Raw genomic sequence first — 14,464 nt, forward strand, 5'->3', positions numbered from 1 at the left:
TTTTCTTCTTTTCCCTTTCCACAAAAGGGCACCCGACAGGGTGCACCCTCCCATGGCAAAATGGCACATGTATTGTGTTATATAATAATGTCTTAACTTTGAGTCGAAGTGGAAAAACGAAATGTACATATCGATTCAGGAATTAAAGGGGACAGGTCCATTGAAGGGATATTTGAAAAGGGATTCTTTTGGGACGTGGACCCCAGCCGTGTCTTTTTGAAAAAGAACGCCGGGTTCATCATCGACAGGATTCTGAGATGGTCCAATGTTCCCGGTGCCCTGGACAGGTTGGAGGAGATATACCCCGTAGGAATGATCAAAAGGCGTGCAAAGGCCCACAGGGATATCCGATCGAACGAGGTGTTCGACATCCTGTCCTCCAGGTACAACATTCCCAAAAAGGATTTTTTATACTATAGGTCGTTTTGATGGAAGGGAAACGACAAGGTGTGCCCGAACAACTTTATAATCTTATAAAGGAACTAATGGAACTTCCCTTTTTGGAAGGCTTCCATTTGGGAGGGGGGACCAACTTGGCGATCAAGTACGATCACAGGCTGTCCGTTGACATTGATCTGTTCAGCAGCGATGTGATCGGCATTGGAAAGATTTTTGAGATCCATTCAGAACTTTCCAAATTGTACCCGGAATCGAAATTGGTCATCAACAACAGGGAGAGCGAACAGTTCTCTTGGATCACCGGAATACTCCAAAAGGAAGGACACCAAGTCAAGCTGGATGTCATCCAGAACCTAGGGCTGCTACAAAAAGTAGAGATCGTTGACGGTATCCGCTTGATAGGTGATATGGATATAGCCCCGCTCAAGTTGGAGTCCATGGCCAATCGGGGGACACGAAAGGACCTGTACGATCTGGTCCTTTTGAGCGACCGTTATGGCCTGGACGGGATTTACCAGCAATATTTGACAAGAAAGAAAGCCTTTCAAGGAACGGAGCACAGGAACATATTCAACAAGGAGGGGTTCGAAGGCGCGAATGACCTGGTCGATGATCTGGGGCGCTTGATAAACTTCAACAACGCCAAGGATCTGTCCATGGGAGGAAACCAGATCATCCTGACCAAGAACTCCCCCGAAATATATAGAACCTTTGTCAATGTGGCCAGACAATGGGAAACCAAGGTCAGGGGGCTCGCCGAACAGACAGGGTTAAAGATTACCCCGCAGAAGAACATGCCTGCCAGAAGAAAAGATAGAGGGATGGGATTATGATCGACCCTAATCCCGATCATCTAAACTTCCAATGGTTAAAATTAAGGAAAGGCCACTCTTATGCTTCTGGGGCTTTCTGGAAGGTGTCCAAAGGTATATATGAGAAAACCAGGGATTTATAAATGTTTGTAATATATATAAAATCCAAACTGTAAATATGGACAAAATATTTATTTCTAATTTCTTAAAATAAAGAAGGATTTAATTTAGCCCAAAAAAACTGCCCTATAAAGGACAGCTTTTCAATATTTACAGACTTGGTAGGATTCTCATTGGGTCAAATCCTCGACGGTAGCCCCAGGTGCATTGTTCTTGACCGATGCGATGCCATTCTCCATGGCACTGTGGGAGGAATACATCTCACTGGTTCCGATGACCTGTCCGTTGGCGGCCTTAAGGTTAAAGTACGGTTTTCCACTGGATGATTCCAGACGCTCGTACATGTCGTCGTCCTGTGAGTTCCTCCGCACGGAGTCGATACCGTTGGTGCATCCCGATTTGGCCCTGTAGCCCTCGCTGGCAAGGATGTTCTGTCCGTTGGCCGCTTTCAGGCGGAACCTGAATTCACCGCCCTTGTCCCTGTAGATCTCGAATTTTTGCATAAGTAAATGGTTTTGTGTTCAGTCCCTACAAGATAAGAAAAAAAGATTATAGCCGTACCCGCACCAACCCATTTCGGAACATGAATTCGGCATCCACTGAAACAGGTGCCCCGGTCCTTCTGGAGTAATATACCTCCTCTTCATAGTAATAGCCATCATTATGGTAAAAACCGTGGTCACAGGCGTGGCATTCCCTCAAATGCTCCAATTCCCGTTTTCTCAGTTCTTTGTGGTATTCCCTTTCCTCCTTGGCCAGTTCGCGATAGTGCTCCCGTTCCCGTTTCCACATTTCCCTGCGGTGCTCGGCCGTTTTTTTATCATACTCCCGCTGCCGTTCAATTTCTTTTTTGTGGAGTTCCTTTCGATGTTTCCAGTCCTTGTCTCCATGTTGGGCCATGGCCTGTCCAACAATAAGAATGACGAATGCCATAAACAATATTTTGGTTTTCATGATATGTGGTTTTTAAGTCCACATATTTGGAATCAAAAGCTGTGCCAAACCATGGAACCTCATGTCTTTGACGTTACCAATCCTTGGCAACACGGACGGCCTTTAAAGCTGTTCCTCCCTCCTTTTTTCTATTTCCTTGCCGCGCCAAAATTTTGTCTACTATTTGTTCCATGTTCAAATTTGTTTAACCAAAAAAACGGTAACAAGACAAAAGACATCCAACAAGGATGTCAAGGATCAATTGACCAAAGAAGCTATTGGAAACGCCAATGGAACTAAAAGGCCCAAAGAAGCCAAGTCACCAGTAGTGGTTCCCGAGATCGGCATGGGCCTATACCGCTACTTTTTATTAAATTGAAATCCTTTTATTCGATTGCATTGAACAGGTGTGCCATATCCTTTCCTTTTAGATTACAAACCTCCATATCAGTTTCCCTAAAATAGTGGTACGTTCCAATGTCCATGTACCACCTGTAGTGTCATACGCCTGGTTAATGATAAAAAAGAAATCAGCCCCGATAATGGGGATCCACTGCAGGCGAAAATTAAGAAGTACCTCTTCATCCTCACTGTTCCACTGTGAAAACAATGACCCGAACAGGTTGGGGTTTACGGCATACGATATTCGGGTACCGATCAGGTCCGTATCAAAACTCCCTCGGGGCAGGTCTATCCAATTTTTCTCATAGTTGGCCCCTATTTTAAAATAGCGGTTGGCCCTCCATTCAAGTTCGAATTGGCTTTCCGTGCTTTTACCGTCCAGAAAATCTCCCCAGCTGATCTTGGTATAACCCGACAGGGGACGTCCTTCAAAAGTCGCTGCCTGGATCTCCATACGGTTGTACCAGTATTCGCCTTCGGGAATGGTAATGCCTTCTGAGATCTCAAAGGGTTCCCGAAAGTTTTCTGCCCTTCTTTGCAGGTTGAATTCAAAAAACTCCCCGCTGCGGGTCTCAAACCCCAAGGGCCTCACCTCATAAAAAAAGCTCTGCAAGTTCCCGGTATCATCAAAGATAAAATAATTCATGTCCAAGCCCTTAAAACTGAACTGGCGAATCCATTTCAGGAAGTTCTTGGGCCGGGGTTTCCACTCCAGTTCCGTATAAAATTCCTGAAAGTTGTCCCTGCGGAGGAAACCCATTTCCGGATTGAAAGCGGCGGCACTCCGCTGCCAGGCCATATCAAACTCTACCTTATCATTGGGATAACTCAGATAAATACGGTTGGCATTGGCTTTTCCATTAAAACCGTCCGAGTTGTAATTCTGGGTAAAAGCAGCTCCTATATTCAGGTTTTTGTCGCCAAAGAGCTTGGAGGTACTGTACAGCCCGTAAGCCCCCGTAGTACTGTGCAACCGACCATTCTCATATTTGTTGGCCGAAAGGATGCCCACGGAAGATTGCTCCAATACATCCTGTCTCCAGCTCATTACGGAATAGTTGGTAGTGGGAATGCTGTCCCGGTTTGCTGTTTGGATGGACATTACCCCCAAGGTTGAATTCTTTACCTTGCCCAAGAGCCTTGCCCCGGCAATAATGGGCACGGTGGAACGGTCTTCTGCCAACCCTATCCTCCGGCTGTAAAAGGGAATGATCTGATTTCCCATTCCCATATCAAAAAAGTCCTGTCCTTCCAGGAAAAACTCCCTGCGCTCGGGAAAAAATAAAGGGAACCGGGTCAGGTTGATCTGTTGCTGGTCGGCCTCCACCTGGGCAAAGTCCGTGTTGAAGGTCAGGTTCATGCGCAGGGTGGGCGTGATGAGGTAGTTGATATCACCGCCAATATCCCATTGTCCGTTGTTTTGGTCAGGGGTCAGTTCCCCACCGCCAATGGCATAGGGTTTTACCTCGATAAAATCTTTATTGACAATGCTGTCCAGTCCTGTAAGCGTTCCGGCGCGGTTGAGCAGTTCCAGTTCCGAATCGCGGGACCACCCCTGCCAGAGCAGTTGTTCCCGTTTTCGGCGGATGTTGCGCTCAAAATTGATGCCCCAGACCTGTTTGGCCATATCGGTCCGGAACTTTAAGGTGGAAAAGGGGATTTCCATTTCGGCAAACCAGCCCTCAGGGGTAATGGTGGTCTTGGCGTTCCAAACCCCGTCCCAGGATTTGTTGAACGCATCCCCGTTATTGAGCACTTGGGCATCTGCCCGTGCGGCATTGGGGTTGATGACAAAAAGAAAACCGTTGCGGTCGTCATTGTAGGTGTCGATGATCACTTCAAAGTTATCTTCATTTCCCCAACTAAAATCCCTTTTCATTTCACGTGCCACCAATTTTTCCGGTTCGCTGTCATAGCCCCAAAATCCGACATAAAGGGTTTTGGCGGTATAAATGATGGCCACTTCCGTTCTTTCGCTGGCCGGCTCTCCGACATTCAGTTCCCGTTGCGTGAAATTGCCAATGCGTATGGCCTGCTGCCAGGCCTGTTCGTCCAACTTTCCATCCAGTTGTATGGCATGTTGTGTATAATGCGCATAGATATTATTTGGTTGACCGGTCTGTGCTGTTGCATGGGATAAAATGACCGAAACGGTTAAGCTGGACAACAGCCTTTTCATTGCGTGTTTATTTTATTACAGAAAATCACCCATGCAGCCTTTTGGCTGTTAAAAACCGTTCCGCTACATTGTCCCAGTCAATGATCTCCAGTAAAGTATCCACAAAATCACCTCTTTTGTTTTTGTATTTCAGGTAATAGGCATGTTCCCATACATCGATCACCAAAAGCGGGACCACGCCCCATTGGGTCAATTTCTGATGGTTTTCACATTGCAACAAAGTCAACGACCGGGAATAGGGCTGGTATCCTAAAATCCCCCAACCGCTACCTTCCACGGATTTGGATACTTTGGCCATATAAGCTTGGAGACGGTCAAACGACCCGAAATCCTTTTCAATCTGCCGAAGCAGTTCTGTTTTGGGTTCTGTTTTTTTATTGGTCAGGTTCGTCCAGAAAATGGTGTGCAGCACATGACTGGAAAAGTGATACGCCAGTTTTCTGGTCCAAAGGTCTGTCATGTCCATATTACCCTCTTGGAGAAGTTGTTTGATCTGCTTCAAATCCTTATTGGCCCCTTTTACTGCTCCGCCGTGGTGGAACTCATAGTGAAGGTGTAGGGTCTCCTCGTCCATGTGGGGTTCCAGGAAATTTTTATTGTACGGAAGGGACTGTTGAATAAAATTACCTTCGCTATCCACCAGTTTGTCTATACCGTTTTCGGTAACGTTCTGTGAAAAAACACTATTGACGGGCAGGATGGTCGCTCCGCCTATGATGGCACTGTTTCTCAAGAATTCTTTTCGATTCATTTCATTACTGTTTTTATGGTTAAACCTTCTTTGAGTTCTTCGTTGGGATTGATAAGTAAAAGGTCGCCGGGTTTGACCTCTCCGAAAACTTCGGTATGTGACGCGTCCTTAATTCCGGTGGTCACATCGACCCATTGTATTTTGCCTTCGAGCACCTTTGCAACGGCTTTTCGTTTTAAGGTGGTCAGGACCGCGCTATTGGGAATAAAGATACCGTTTTCTTTTCTTCGCAGTTGAACATGGGTCTGCGCAAAAAGCCCGGCCTGTAGTTCCCTGTTCCCATTGTCTACCAAAAACTCCCATAACTCCGTCCTTGTCTCAGGGGTGATGCTATGCGCTCTTTTGTAGAATGTACCGTGAAAGGTTTTCCCGGGATGGGATTCAACGGTGAATGTAATACTATCCCGGGCCGCATTCCCTGTCGAGGCTTCCGGTAAGGGGACTTTCAGCCGTAGTCTGGTATTGTTTTCTATTACAAATGCAGCCTTGTCCGTGTTATCCCCCACAAAATCCCCTGCATCCACATTGCGGACGGAGATTATTCCGGAAAACGGGGCGGTAATGGTGAGATAACCCAATAAATCTCTTTTTGCCGAGACCCTAGCGTTTTGGGCCTGCATACGGCCGCTGTCGGCATCCATTTTATTTTTGGCACGTACCAGGTCTGAGGCGGCAACGGTACCTGGTGTTTCTGCGGCATGCTTTAACCTTTCATATTGGTCTTTGCCCGTAGTGTAATCCGCTCTGGCGGAAGCAGCTTCGCTTACTGCTTCAGTATACTCAGATTGCATTTCTGGGGCTTCTATACGCATCAATACCTGTCCCTTTTCAACTTTATCCCCAATATCAACCCGTACTTCTTTTACATAACCTTTCACTTTGGCAAAAATATTTGCTCTTTCAAAAGGGTGTAGTTCACCGGGCAGTTTCAGCGTTTGTTGAATCGGTTGACTTTGCACTTCTATGACTTCCATGGCCCGGAGCGCTTCTGCTGCGGTATTTGATACAGTCCCGGTACTTTTATTAATGCATGACACCGTAGTGAAAGCCAGGATAGCGATATAAAAAAGGTTAGATTTCATTTTTCGGTTATTTTAATTGCTCTTAACATTATTTTCATCATCCGGATCAAGTGATATGCTTTTATATGGTCTTTTGCCTATCAATAGCCAATAGATGGAGGGCAGTACCAGGATGGTGGCGAATACGGAAAACAACAGTCCTCCAATGACTGCAATCCCCAAAGGGGCTGTTTGTTCCCCGCCTTCTCCCATACCCAGTGCCATGGGAGTCATTCCTGCTATCATGGCCAAACTGGTCATGATAATTGGACGAATACGATCCTTGATCCCAAGGAAATGGACCTGTATTTCAGGGTTGTTTTCTTTGCGGTACTGTTCTGCAATGGTAACAAACAGAATGGCATTGGCAACGGCCACCCCGATGGCCATAATACTCCCCATAAATGATTGAATATTTAAGGTGTTTCCACTTAACCAAAGCAAAAGAAATGAACCGGCAACTACGGCGGGAATAGTTGAAAGCACTGCCAAAGACAGCCTGAAGGACTGAAAACTGGCAGCGAGCAACAGGAAGATCACTATTACGGCTAAAAGCAGTCCCGTACTTAATTCGTCAAATGTTTTTGAGAGTGTTTCTGCCAACCCGCGGTATTTTATGCTCATCCCAACAGGTGGATCCCCCAATGTAGCTACTTGTTGTTTTACCTGCTTGATAGCCGTGCCCAAGTCCATAGCATGAATATTCCCTGTAACGGTAATAAAACGCTGTTGGTTAAGACGATCGTACTCCCCGATCATGGTGGAAGATTCCCATTTGCTTACATCCCTGACATATACCGTGTTGCCATTGTCGGATTTTAACGGTACGCGGTTTATGTCCTCAGGTTCATTCACCAGAAATTGGGGGAACTCTACCTGTACCTGATAGGCATTTCCGGAACTTGCATCCAACCAGTAATTCGGTTGTGTGAAACGGCTGGACGATGTGGCGGCCGTTACCGAACGGCTGATATCTTCAATGGTCAGCCCCAATTGTCCTGCTCTTACGCGATCGTACTCTATGTTAATGGATGGATAATTTAATGGGATTCCAAACTGCACATCCCGCATGAAAGGCAGTTCATCCATTTTATGTTTAACTTGTTGTGCAAACTGTTTTGATGCTTCCAGGTTTTTCCCTTGTATGGCGATCTCAACGGATGTGTTGGCCCCCTGGCTCATTACCTGGTCTACCAGGTCGGCAGGTTCAAACGAAAGGTCCATTTTGGGAATGCGTTCGCCAACTTTCTCCCTGAGGGCCTCCTTGAGCTCATCCAGGTCCGTTTTGGTATCTTTCAATTTGATCTTGACCACCCCTTCATGCGGCCCGCTCGTCCAGAGAAAAATGGTGTTGACCGGGTAGCTTGGGGGCTGGATGCCTACAAAAGCAGAGGTAATCTCGATATTTTTCTTTCCTACAACCTCTTCGACGATACTTAAAAATTCCTTGGTTTTTTCTTCCGTAGTCTCGACCCGTGTTCCATCGGGCATCCGTACACGTACCTGCAATTGCCCTGAATTGACCTTGGGGAATATTTCGGTCCCTATTATGGAGAACAACAGCAACAATATACCGGCCAGGCCAACAACATAAGCGGGAATAACAATGTTGCGCAATTGAAAGATCCGTTTTGTATAACCCAGCAATTTGTCTTTGAACCGATCGAACCTTCCATGGGCATCCTGATGATTTATAGGCTTGTCTTTCAACCACCAATTGGACAATACGGGTACTAGGGTTTGCGACAAAATAAAGGAAGCGATCATGGAAAAGCCTACAGCGAGGGTAAGGGGCAAGAACATGGCCCTTGGGGTACCAGACATAAAGAAAGACGGGACAAAAACAGCCAAAATACTGACAAGGATGAGCAGTTTTGGAAGTGCAATTTCTTTACAAGCCTCCAGTATGGCCCGGGATTTGGGTTTTCCCTTTTCCAAATGCCGGTGTATGTTTTCTATCGTTACTGTTGATTCGTCCACCAGAATACCTATAGCAAGGGCCAAACCGCCCAAAGTCATAATATTCAGGGTTTGGCCGGAGAGATACAGGCATACAACTGCCGATAAAATGGCTAATGGGATGGTAAGGACTACGATTAGGGCGCTTCTCTTGTCCGAAAGAAAAAGCAATACCATGATCCCTGTCAGCAAAGCTCCTAAAAAACCCTCGAACGAGAGGTTTTTTAGGGAATTGATAACATAACCCGATTGATCAAACTCATAGCTTACTTTAATATCGTCAGGAACCGCCGCCTGCATTTCAGGTAGTGCGGCTTTGATGCGCTTCACCACATCCCACGTGGAAGCGCTGGAGCGTTTGGTTACCGGAATATATACGGAACGTTTGCCGTTTACCAAAGCATAGCCGGTAGCGACGTCTGCACCATTTTGCACTTCAGCCACGTCGCGCACATATACAGCAGCTCCGGAACCGGAGGTAAGCGGGATGTTCTCTAATTCTTTAATGTCGCTTACCACTGTATTCTGATTGGAGATAAGAAGTTGGTTCTGAGTACGGATATTACCCGAAGGTGCAATGGTATTTCCTTTGGCCAGGGCTGTAACCAGTTCGTCCGGACTGATATGGTAACTGCGGAGTTTTTCCGGGTTGGCCTTGATGAGCACCGTACGTTGATTCCCACCAAATGGAGGGGGTGCCGATACACCGGGGATGGAAGCAAACTTGGGGCGTACTTTAAAAAGCGCCAAATCCTGAATTTCAGCATTGGATCGGGTTTCACTACTGAAAACCAACTGCCCCACAGGGGCGCCCCCTCCATCAAAACGGGTGATGAAGGGAGGTACTGTGCCTGGCGGCATAAAGGCACGGGACCTGTTTACCTGGGCTACCGTTTCTGCCAATGCCTGTGACATATCCGTACCTTCGTGAAAGGTAAGTTTCATCAGTGAAACTCCCTGAATGGTTTTACTTTCCACTTCATTAATACCGTTGATATAAAGGAAATGGTATTCATAATATGAGGTCATAAACCCCTCGATCTGGTCGGGTGCGAGTCCGCCATAGGTCTGTGCCACATAAATGGCAGGAGTCCCCAGCCTGGGGAAAATGTCCACTGCCATGTTGCGAATGGCCAAGACCGAAAAGAAAACGATAGCCAAAAGGGCCACTATAACAGTAATGGGTTTGCGTAAAGCACTTATGATGAGCCGTATCATTTGTTCAATTCATTTAAAAATATTTCCAAATTACCGTATACCGCAGCTTTGTAAAGCAAGGCCTTCCATACTTCCAAAAAGGCCTTTCGATGATTGATCTCTGTAGCAACTAATTCGTGCTGTGCTTCGGCCAACTCCGTAAAATTTACCAATCCTGATGCGTATTGTGTTTTTAAAGCGGCGTATGAAAACTGTGCATTCTTATATTGAGTAGGTAATTCCCGAGCCACGAGGATGGCCGTTTGTAATGTCGAATCTGCGGTATTTTGTTGTTGCTTTAACTCCAAACGGATCTCTTTGAATTCTTCCTCCAGGGCATCCGCCTGATACTTTAATACTTTACTTTTTGAATGGTAGCGAAACTGCTGTGTAATAGGGATGGATAGTTGAAGGCCGATGCCGTAATTAAACTGATTTATGTCAAAACCCCTGACGACGTCTTCAACAAACAGGTTGCCATTTGCATCGATTTCTACCCCGGATCCCCTGCCATTTACCGTGCCCCATAAACTTAAAGAAGGCATTCCCCTTTTTTGTGAAGTTTTATATTGATACTGTGCCGTCTGCCATTCAGATTGTGCTAATTGCGCCTTCGGATGGTCGAATACCGGTGTATCCATATCAAAACCGGGGAGACTTCTGAAGAAATTTTCATCTGAGAGGTCTTCCGGTAATTCGGATGCTATATATAATTGCAGCTGATTCTTCAATTCATGCAATCGTCTTTTTTGATTTAACGTCTGGATCTTTGCATTGGAGAAAGCCGATTGAAAGCGGGCCGTATCCACGCCCGCAATTAAACCGTTTTGGGCCAGGCGTACAGACTGTTCATAATTTATTTTCGAGCGCTCAAGGTTGCTTTGCAGGCTCTTTAATACCTCATTTGCCAGGAGAAAGTTCAAATACGTATCGGTAAGGTTGACTTGATGTTTAAAGGTGGTAAGATCAAGTTCGCCTGTCTTTTCCCCTACATGGCTTTTCGCGGCTTTTATGGCATTGGCCCTGCGCCCGAAAGTGAAGGCTTCCCATTTAAGCAATAAACTGGCCGCGCTGCCAAATACCATTTCACTACTGTTATCCATCGAAGGAGGTCCACTTACGGGCAATACAAATTCGGGATAGAACATTCCTGTCAGATTGTTGTACGTAGAATAATTGGCCTGGTATGATGCTGTAATATCGGGAATGAGTGTTTGCTCGGAGGCTCTTGCATTACTTATGGCTGCTTGTGTCCGAAGCTTAGCTGCCTGGATGGAAGGATAATTATCTTGGGCTATTTCCAACAGTTTTTTTAGCGGAATGCTTTCCTGGGCAAAACTCCCGGTCCCGAATAACAGGAGGGCCCAAAACAATCCGTTGAAATTGGTCGACATTCTATATTTTGTTTTTTGGAGAAACAAATGTATAAGCCAATTCTGTAGAAATCTTGGAAGAAAAGATCGTCGGGTATTCGGATTTGAAAATTTTAGGTTTTTGGCTCCTAAGTGGCATTATTCAAAAAGCACCGTAAATACATGAAATCCCTCTCGCTGGGTATAGCTTACGTCCCAGTCACTGGTCTGTGCTATTTTGTGGGCAATGGCCAGTCCCAGTCCCCAGGTGTCCGGGTTGCTGGATTGTTTATAAAAACGGTGAAACAGTTTTTCTTTTTCCAGGGCTCTTTGCTTTCCTGTGTTGGCAATGGAAAGCTTGTTTTTCATTATTGAAATAATGACCTTCCCTTCCCGGATGTTGTGCAGGAAGGCATTTTTAAGCAGGTTTTGGACCAGTATTTCGGTAAGCATTACGTTTCCCTGAACCATCAGTTCGTCTTCTTTTTTTATGATGATATCAATGTCCTGTGCAACTTTCTGTTCTTCATAATAGGCCAGGGACCGGTTTACGATCTTATTTATATGAATTTCTTCGGTAAGGAGAAATTGTCGGTTTTCGATCTTGGACAAAAGCAACAGAGTCTTATTTAACTTTTTTAACCGTTGTGTTGATCCGATGATACTTTCTATGATGGACGCTTGCTCCAATGTAAGTTCTTCCTGGCTGATAAGGGCTTCCAAACGCGACTGGATAACGGACAAAGGTGTTTGCATTTCATGGGAAGCATTTTCAATGAACTGCTTTTGACTGTCAAATACTTCCTTATTTTTTAGCATGAGTTCTGTAATGGCATCCCAGAGTGTCCGGAATTCATCGATTTGGGAATTGGGTAATGCCGGCATTCGTTTATCCAGGCGATAATGCCGCAACTTCTCCAGCATGTCATAGAATGGGTTCCATATTTTTATGGATATAAAACGTTGGGACAGGTAATAACACAGGGTCATCCCCAGAAACAGCCCTCCCAGGGTAATGGCAATGGTACCAACAATTTCTGTCACTTCCAGGTGGGGCTTTAAGATGTCCAGCCGGTAAAGGTTTCCGTGCAATTCCACATGGGCGGTGAGTTTCCGGTATTCGTCCAGTTCATCGTCCACCGGTTCGTAGACCAGGGTATCTGAATAGATTTCCTTTCCTTTTTGAAAGGTCCTTTGGTCTATGGGGTAAAAGGTGAAATCGTCCAGTGGGTTGTCTTCCGCAAAGGGTACTCGGGGATTTTCTTCCAAGTATGCCAAAAGATTCATTTTCCGGTTAAACAGTACCTCGTCCACATTTTGCAGAACATTCCAACTGAGTATCAGAAAGAACAGTACCGAAAAAACCCCAAAGAGCAGCAGGAAAAAGAACAATTGGATACGGGAGGTATAGGTAAGCAGCTTCATGTGCACTTGATTTGGTATCCCACCCCATAGATATTGTGGATTTCCACTTGGGCTTTGGCCTTTTTCAGTTTCCGTTTAAGGTTCCGGATCTGGGAGAACAAAAAATCGAAGCTCTGGGCCTCGTCCACATAATCGCCCCAGATATATTCGGCCAGGGCAACTTTGGTGATGACCCGTTTATGGTTGCTGACCAAGTGGGCGAGAATGGCATATTCCTTTTTGGTCAGGGAGATTGGATTTGTATCATTTACACTTACCAGATATTGATCTGGGTCTATGATCAGGTTGGCGAACCGGACCAGCTTATTGGTCTTAAATTGTTTTCTTCGGACAATGGCCTTGATCCGGGCATTGAGTTCGGAGAAATAGAAAGGTTTGGTCAAATAATCATCAGCTCCCAGTTCCAATCCCTTTAACTTATCGTCCAACGAATCCCGGGCGGATAGGATGATGACCCCATCGGTCTTGTCTTCTTTGTGGAGGATTTTCAGCAGGTCGAACCCATTGCCACCCGGCAGGTTGATGTCCAAAATGATACAGTCATATTCATAAAGGGAAATACGTTCCAGGGCGGATCGGTAACCAGAGGCCAGATCGTACTGAAACCCTTCATGGGCTGCAAATTCTTCCAAGTTGTGGAGCAATTCCGGTTCGTCCTCTACGATCAACAGTTTCATGATGGAAACAAAGTACGGGATTAATTTTGTAGAAATTCTGCCAAAGCAAGATAAACCATTATGCAAGTGAATTTTATTTAAGCATTTGCTTAAATAATATATTTAGCTATCTTCATGTCATGAACAACATATCCTGTATACGACAACAAGCAGATGCGGAGCAGATCGGCCGCTGCAGGGAGAGCGTTGAAGAACTCGGCAGCACGTTCGCACATCTGTCCAACGGACTTGCACTGGCGGGCAACCAAGTTCGGTTGAAAATCCTGTACCTGCTCCATGAGGAGGGTAGGCTCTGTGTATGCGATCTCAGTGACATCCTTGGGATGACAGTTCCGGCGGTTTCGCAGCACCTGAGAAAACTCAAGGACCGAGGGCTTCTTGAAAGCGAAAGACGTGCACAGACCATTTTTTACTCCCTTGCGGGGGAATACGGGCAACTGTTCATGCCCTTTTTTGAAATATTGGACGAAAGGAAAACAACAAAAGCATTATGATCTCTTCAGATTTGACCAGGGACATCAAAGTATCCATCAAAACGGCCATGGGCCAGTTGAACTACGTGTTGGAACAGGTAGATGACGAACAGCAGGCAGGGAATATCCTGCTCCAACTGAAGGCCGTCCGGGCCATTTTGGACAAAGCCATATTTGAACTTTTGGACGATGTGTACCGAAAGGCCATGGCGGAAAAGATATCTTCCGCGCACCAAAACTGCCCTGGAAACTGTGGGGATGAGGACAACATAGAACGGTTGCGCAGGCTGTTCCCGGAGTTTTCCCTCGAAGATGTTCCACAAAAGCTCAAAGAAGCGGAAGGGGTCGAGATCCGCCTGAAAAAATATTTATCGGAAAAAAACTTGGACACCCCCCATCCCTGAGCCCTAACTTGGAGGCATTGTCCAATATAAAAAACAGAGACCATGAAAAACAAGATGATAGTGCTTGTGGCAGCAGGAATGTTGACCTTGACCGGACTTGCCCAAGGGCTTACCGCATCCGGCAATAACAGTTGTCCGCTCGAAGGAACCCCGGACTGTCCAAAAATCGGTTGCCCATTGGTGGGGACACCGGAATGTCCCTATGAAAGTGCTGCAACAGTGGAACTCCCGGCCTGCTGCAGGAAAAAGTAAGGAGTTAGGGGAGTGGGACATCCACTCCCTTTTCAATTTCTGGACCTTAAAGGGATGGAAAATGAAAA

At 45.9% G+C, this 14,464-nt stretch carries 14 protein-coding genes; 5 read left to right on the top strand and 9 right to left on the bottom strand.

Features of this window, described 5'->3' with window-relative positions; translation table 11 throughout:
- Nucleotides 1-108 precede the first annotated feature (108 nt).
- Nucleotides 109-429, top strand: coding sequence for a DUF6922 domain-containing protein (locus tag GTK07_RS03395; RefSeq protein ID WP_072880702.1), 321 nt, complete (start codon nt 109-111; stop codon nt 427-429).
- The gene (locus GTK07_RS03400) at nt 429-1,232 is read left to right on the top strand and encodes a nucleotidyl transferase AbiEii/AbiGii toxin family protein (RefSeq protein WP_072880704.1); all 804 of its coding nucleotides are present in this window, start codon (nt 429-431) and stop codon (nt 1,230-1,232) included. The genes GTK07_RS03395 and GTK07_RS03400 overlap by 1 nt, the downstream gene beginning before the upstream one ends.
- A 269-nt stretch (nt 1,233-1,501) precedes the next feature.
- Here the strand turns inward: GTK07_RS03400 and GTK07_RS03405 are convergent, their stop codons facing one another.
- From GTK07_RS03405 to GTK07_RS03445, 9 genes are all read right to left on the bottom strand, one after another.
- Nucleotides 1,502-1,834, bottom strand: coding sequence for a YegP family protein (locus tag GTK07_RS03405; RefSeq protein WP_072880706.1), 333 nt, complete (start codon nt 1,832-1,834; stop codon nt 1,502-1,504).
- Between the two features lie 46 nt (nt 1,835-1,880).
- The gene (locus GTK07_RS03410; RefSeq protein WP_072880708.1) at nt 1,881-2,285 is read right to left on the bottom strand and encodes a hypothetical protein; all 405 of its coding nucleotides are present in this window, start codon (nt 2,283-2,285) and stop codon (nt 1,881-1,883) included.
- Between the two features lie 406 nt (nt 2,286-2,691).
- Nucleotides 2,692-4,845 (bottom strand): DUF5916 domain-containing protein, encoded by a 2,154-nt coding sequence (locus tag GTK07_RS03415; RefSeq protein ID WP_072880712.1) that lies wholly within the window; start codon nt 4,843-4,845, stop codon nt 2,692-2,694.
- A 25-nt stretch (nt 4,846-4,870) separates the two neighbouring features.
- On the bottom strand, nt 4,871-5,596 hold the full coding sequence (locus GTK07_RS03420) for a superoxide dismutase (protein WP_072880714.1): 726 nt from the start codon (nt 5,594-5,596) through the stop codon (nt 4,871-4,873).
- Nucleotides 5,593-6,678, bottom strand: coding sequence for an efflux RND transporter periplasmic adaptor subunit (locus GTK07_RS03425; protein ID WP_072880716.1), 1,086 nt, complete (start codon nt 6,676-6,678; stop codon nt 5,593-5,595). Before GTK07_RS03425 ends, GTK07_RS03420 begins: the two co-directional genes overlap by 4 nt.
- Nucleotides 6,679-6,690: 12 nt before the next feature.
- The gene (locus tag GTK07_RS03430) at nt 6,691-9,834 is read right to left on the bottom strand and encodes an efflux RND transporter permease subunit (RefSeq protein ID WP_163633016.1); all 3,144 of its coding nucleotides are present in this window, start codon (nt 9,832-9,834) and stop codon (nt 6,691-6,693) included.
- Nucleotides 9,831-11,207: a TolC family protein gene (locus GTK07_RS03435; protein WP_163633018.1), complete on the bottom strand. Its 1,377-nt coding sequence runs from the start codon at nt 11,205-11,207 to the stop codon at nt 9,831-9,833. Before GTK07_RS03435 ends, GTK07_RS03430 begins: the two co-directional genes overlap by 4 nt.
- Nucleotides 11,208-11,324: 117 nt before the next feature.
- Nucleotides 11,325-12,590 (bottom strand): sensor histidine kinase, encoded by a 1,266-nt coding sequence (locus tag GTK07_RS03440; RefSeq protein ID WP_072880722.1) that lies wholly within the window; start codon nt 12,588-12,590, stop codon nt 11,325-11,327.
- Nucleotides 12,587-13,267, bottom strand: coding sequence for a response regulator transcription factor (locus tag GTK07_RS03445; RefSeq protein WP_072880725.1), 681 nt, complete (start codon nt 13,265-13,267; stop codon nt 12,587-12,589). Before GTK07_RS03445 ends, GTK07_RS03440 begins: the two co-directional genes overlap by 4 nt.
- Nucleotides 13,268-13,386: 119 nt before the next feature.
- On the opposite strand from GTK07_RS03445, the gene GTK07_RS03450 reads away from it, so the two are divergent.
- Genes GTK07_RS03450 through GTK07_RS03460 form a run of 3 tightly spaced genes read left to right on the top strand, consistent with a single transcriptional unit; the run spans nt 13,387 to nt 14,396 of the window.
- Nucleotides 13,387-13,761 carry an ArsR/SmtB family transcription factor gene (locus GTK07_RS03450; protein ID WP_163633020.1) on the top strand — a complete coding sequence of 125 codons (375 nt, stop codon included), beginning with the start codon at nt 13,387-13,389 and terminating at the stop codon, nt 13,759-13,761.
- The gene (locus tag GTK07_RS03455) at nt 13,758-14,144 is read left to right on the top strand and encodes a metal-sensing transcriptional repressor (RefSeq protein ID WP_072880729.1); all 387 of its coding nucleotides are present in this window, start codon (nt 13,758-13,760) and stop codon (nt 14,142-14,144) included. The genes GTK07_RS03450 and GTK07_RS03455 overlap by 4 nt, the downstream gene beginning before the upstream one ends.
- 42 nt (nt 14,145-14,186) lie before the next feature.
- Nucleotides 14,187-14,396, top strand: a complete 210-nt coding sequence (locus GTK07_RS03460; protein WP_072880731.1) for a hypothetical protein — start codon at nt 14,187-14,189, stop codon at nt 14,394-14,396.
- Nucleotides 14,397-14,464 lie beyond the last annotated feature (68 nt).

The sequence above is a fragment of the Flagellimonas sediminis genome (genome assembly GCF_010500845.1).
GTDB lineage: Bacteria > Bacteroidota > Bacteroidia > Flavobacteriales > Flavobacteriaceae > Flagellimonas > Flagellimonas sediminis.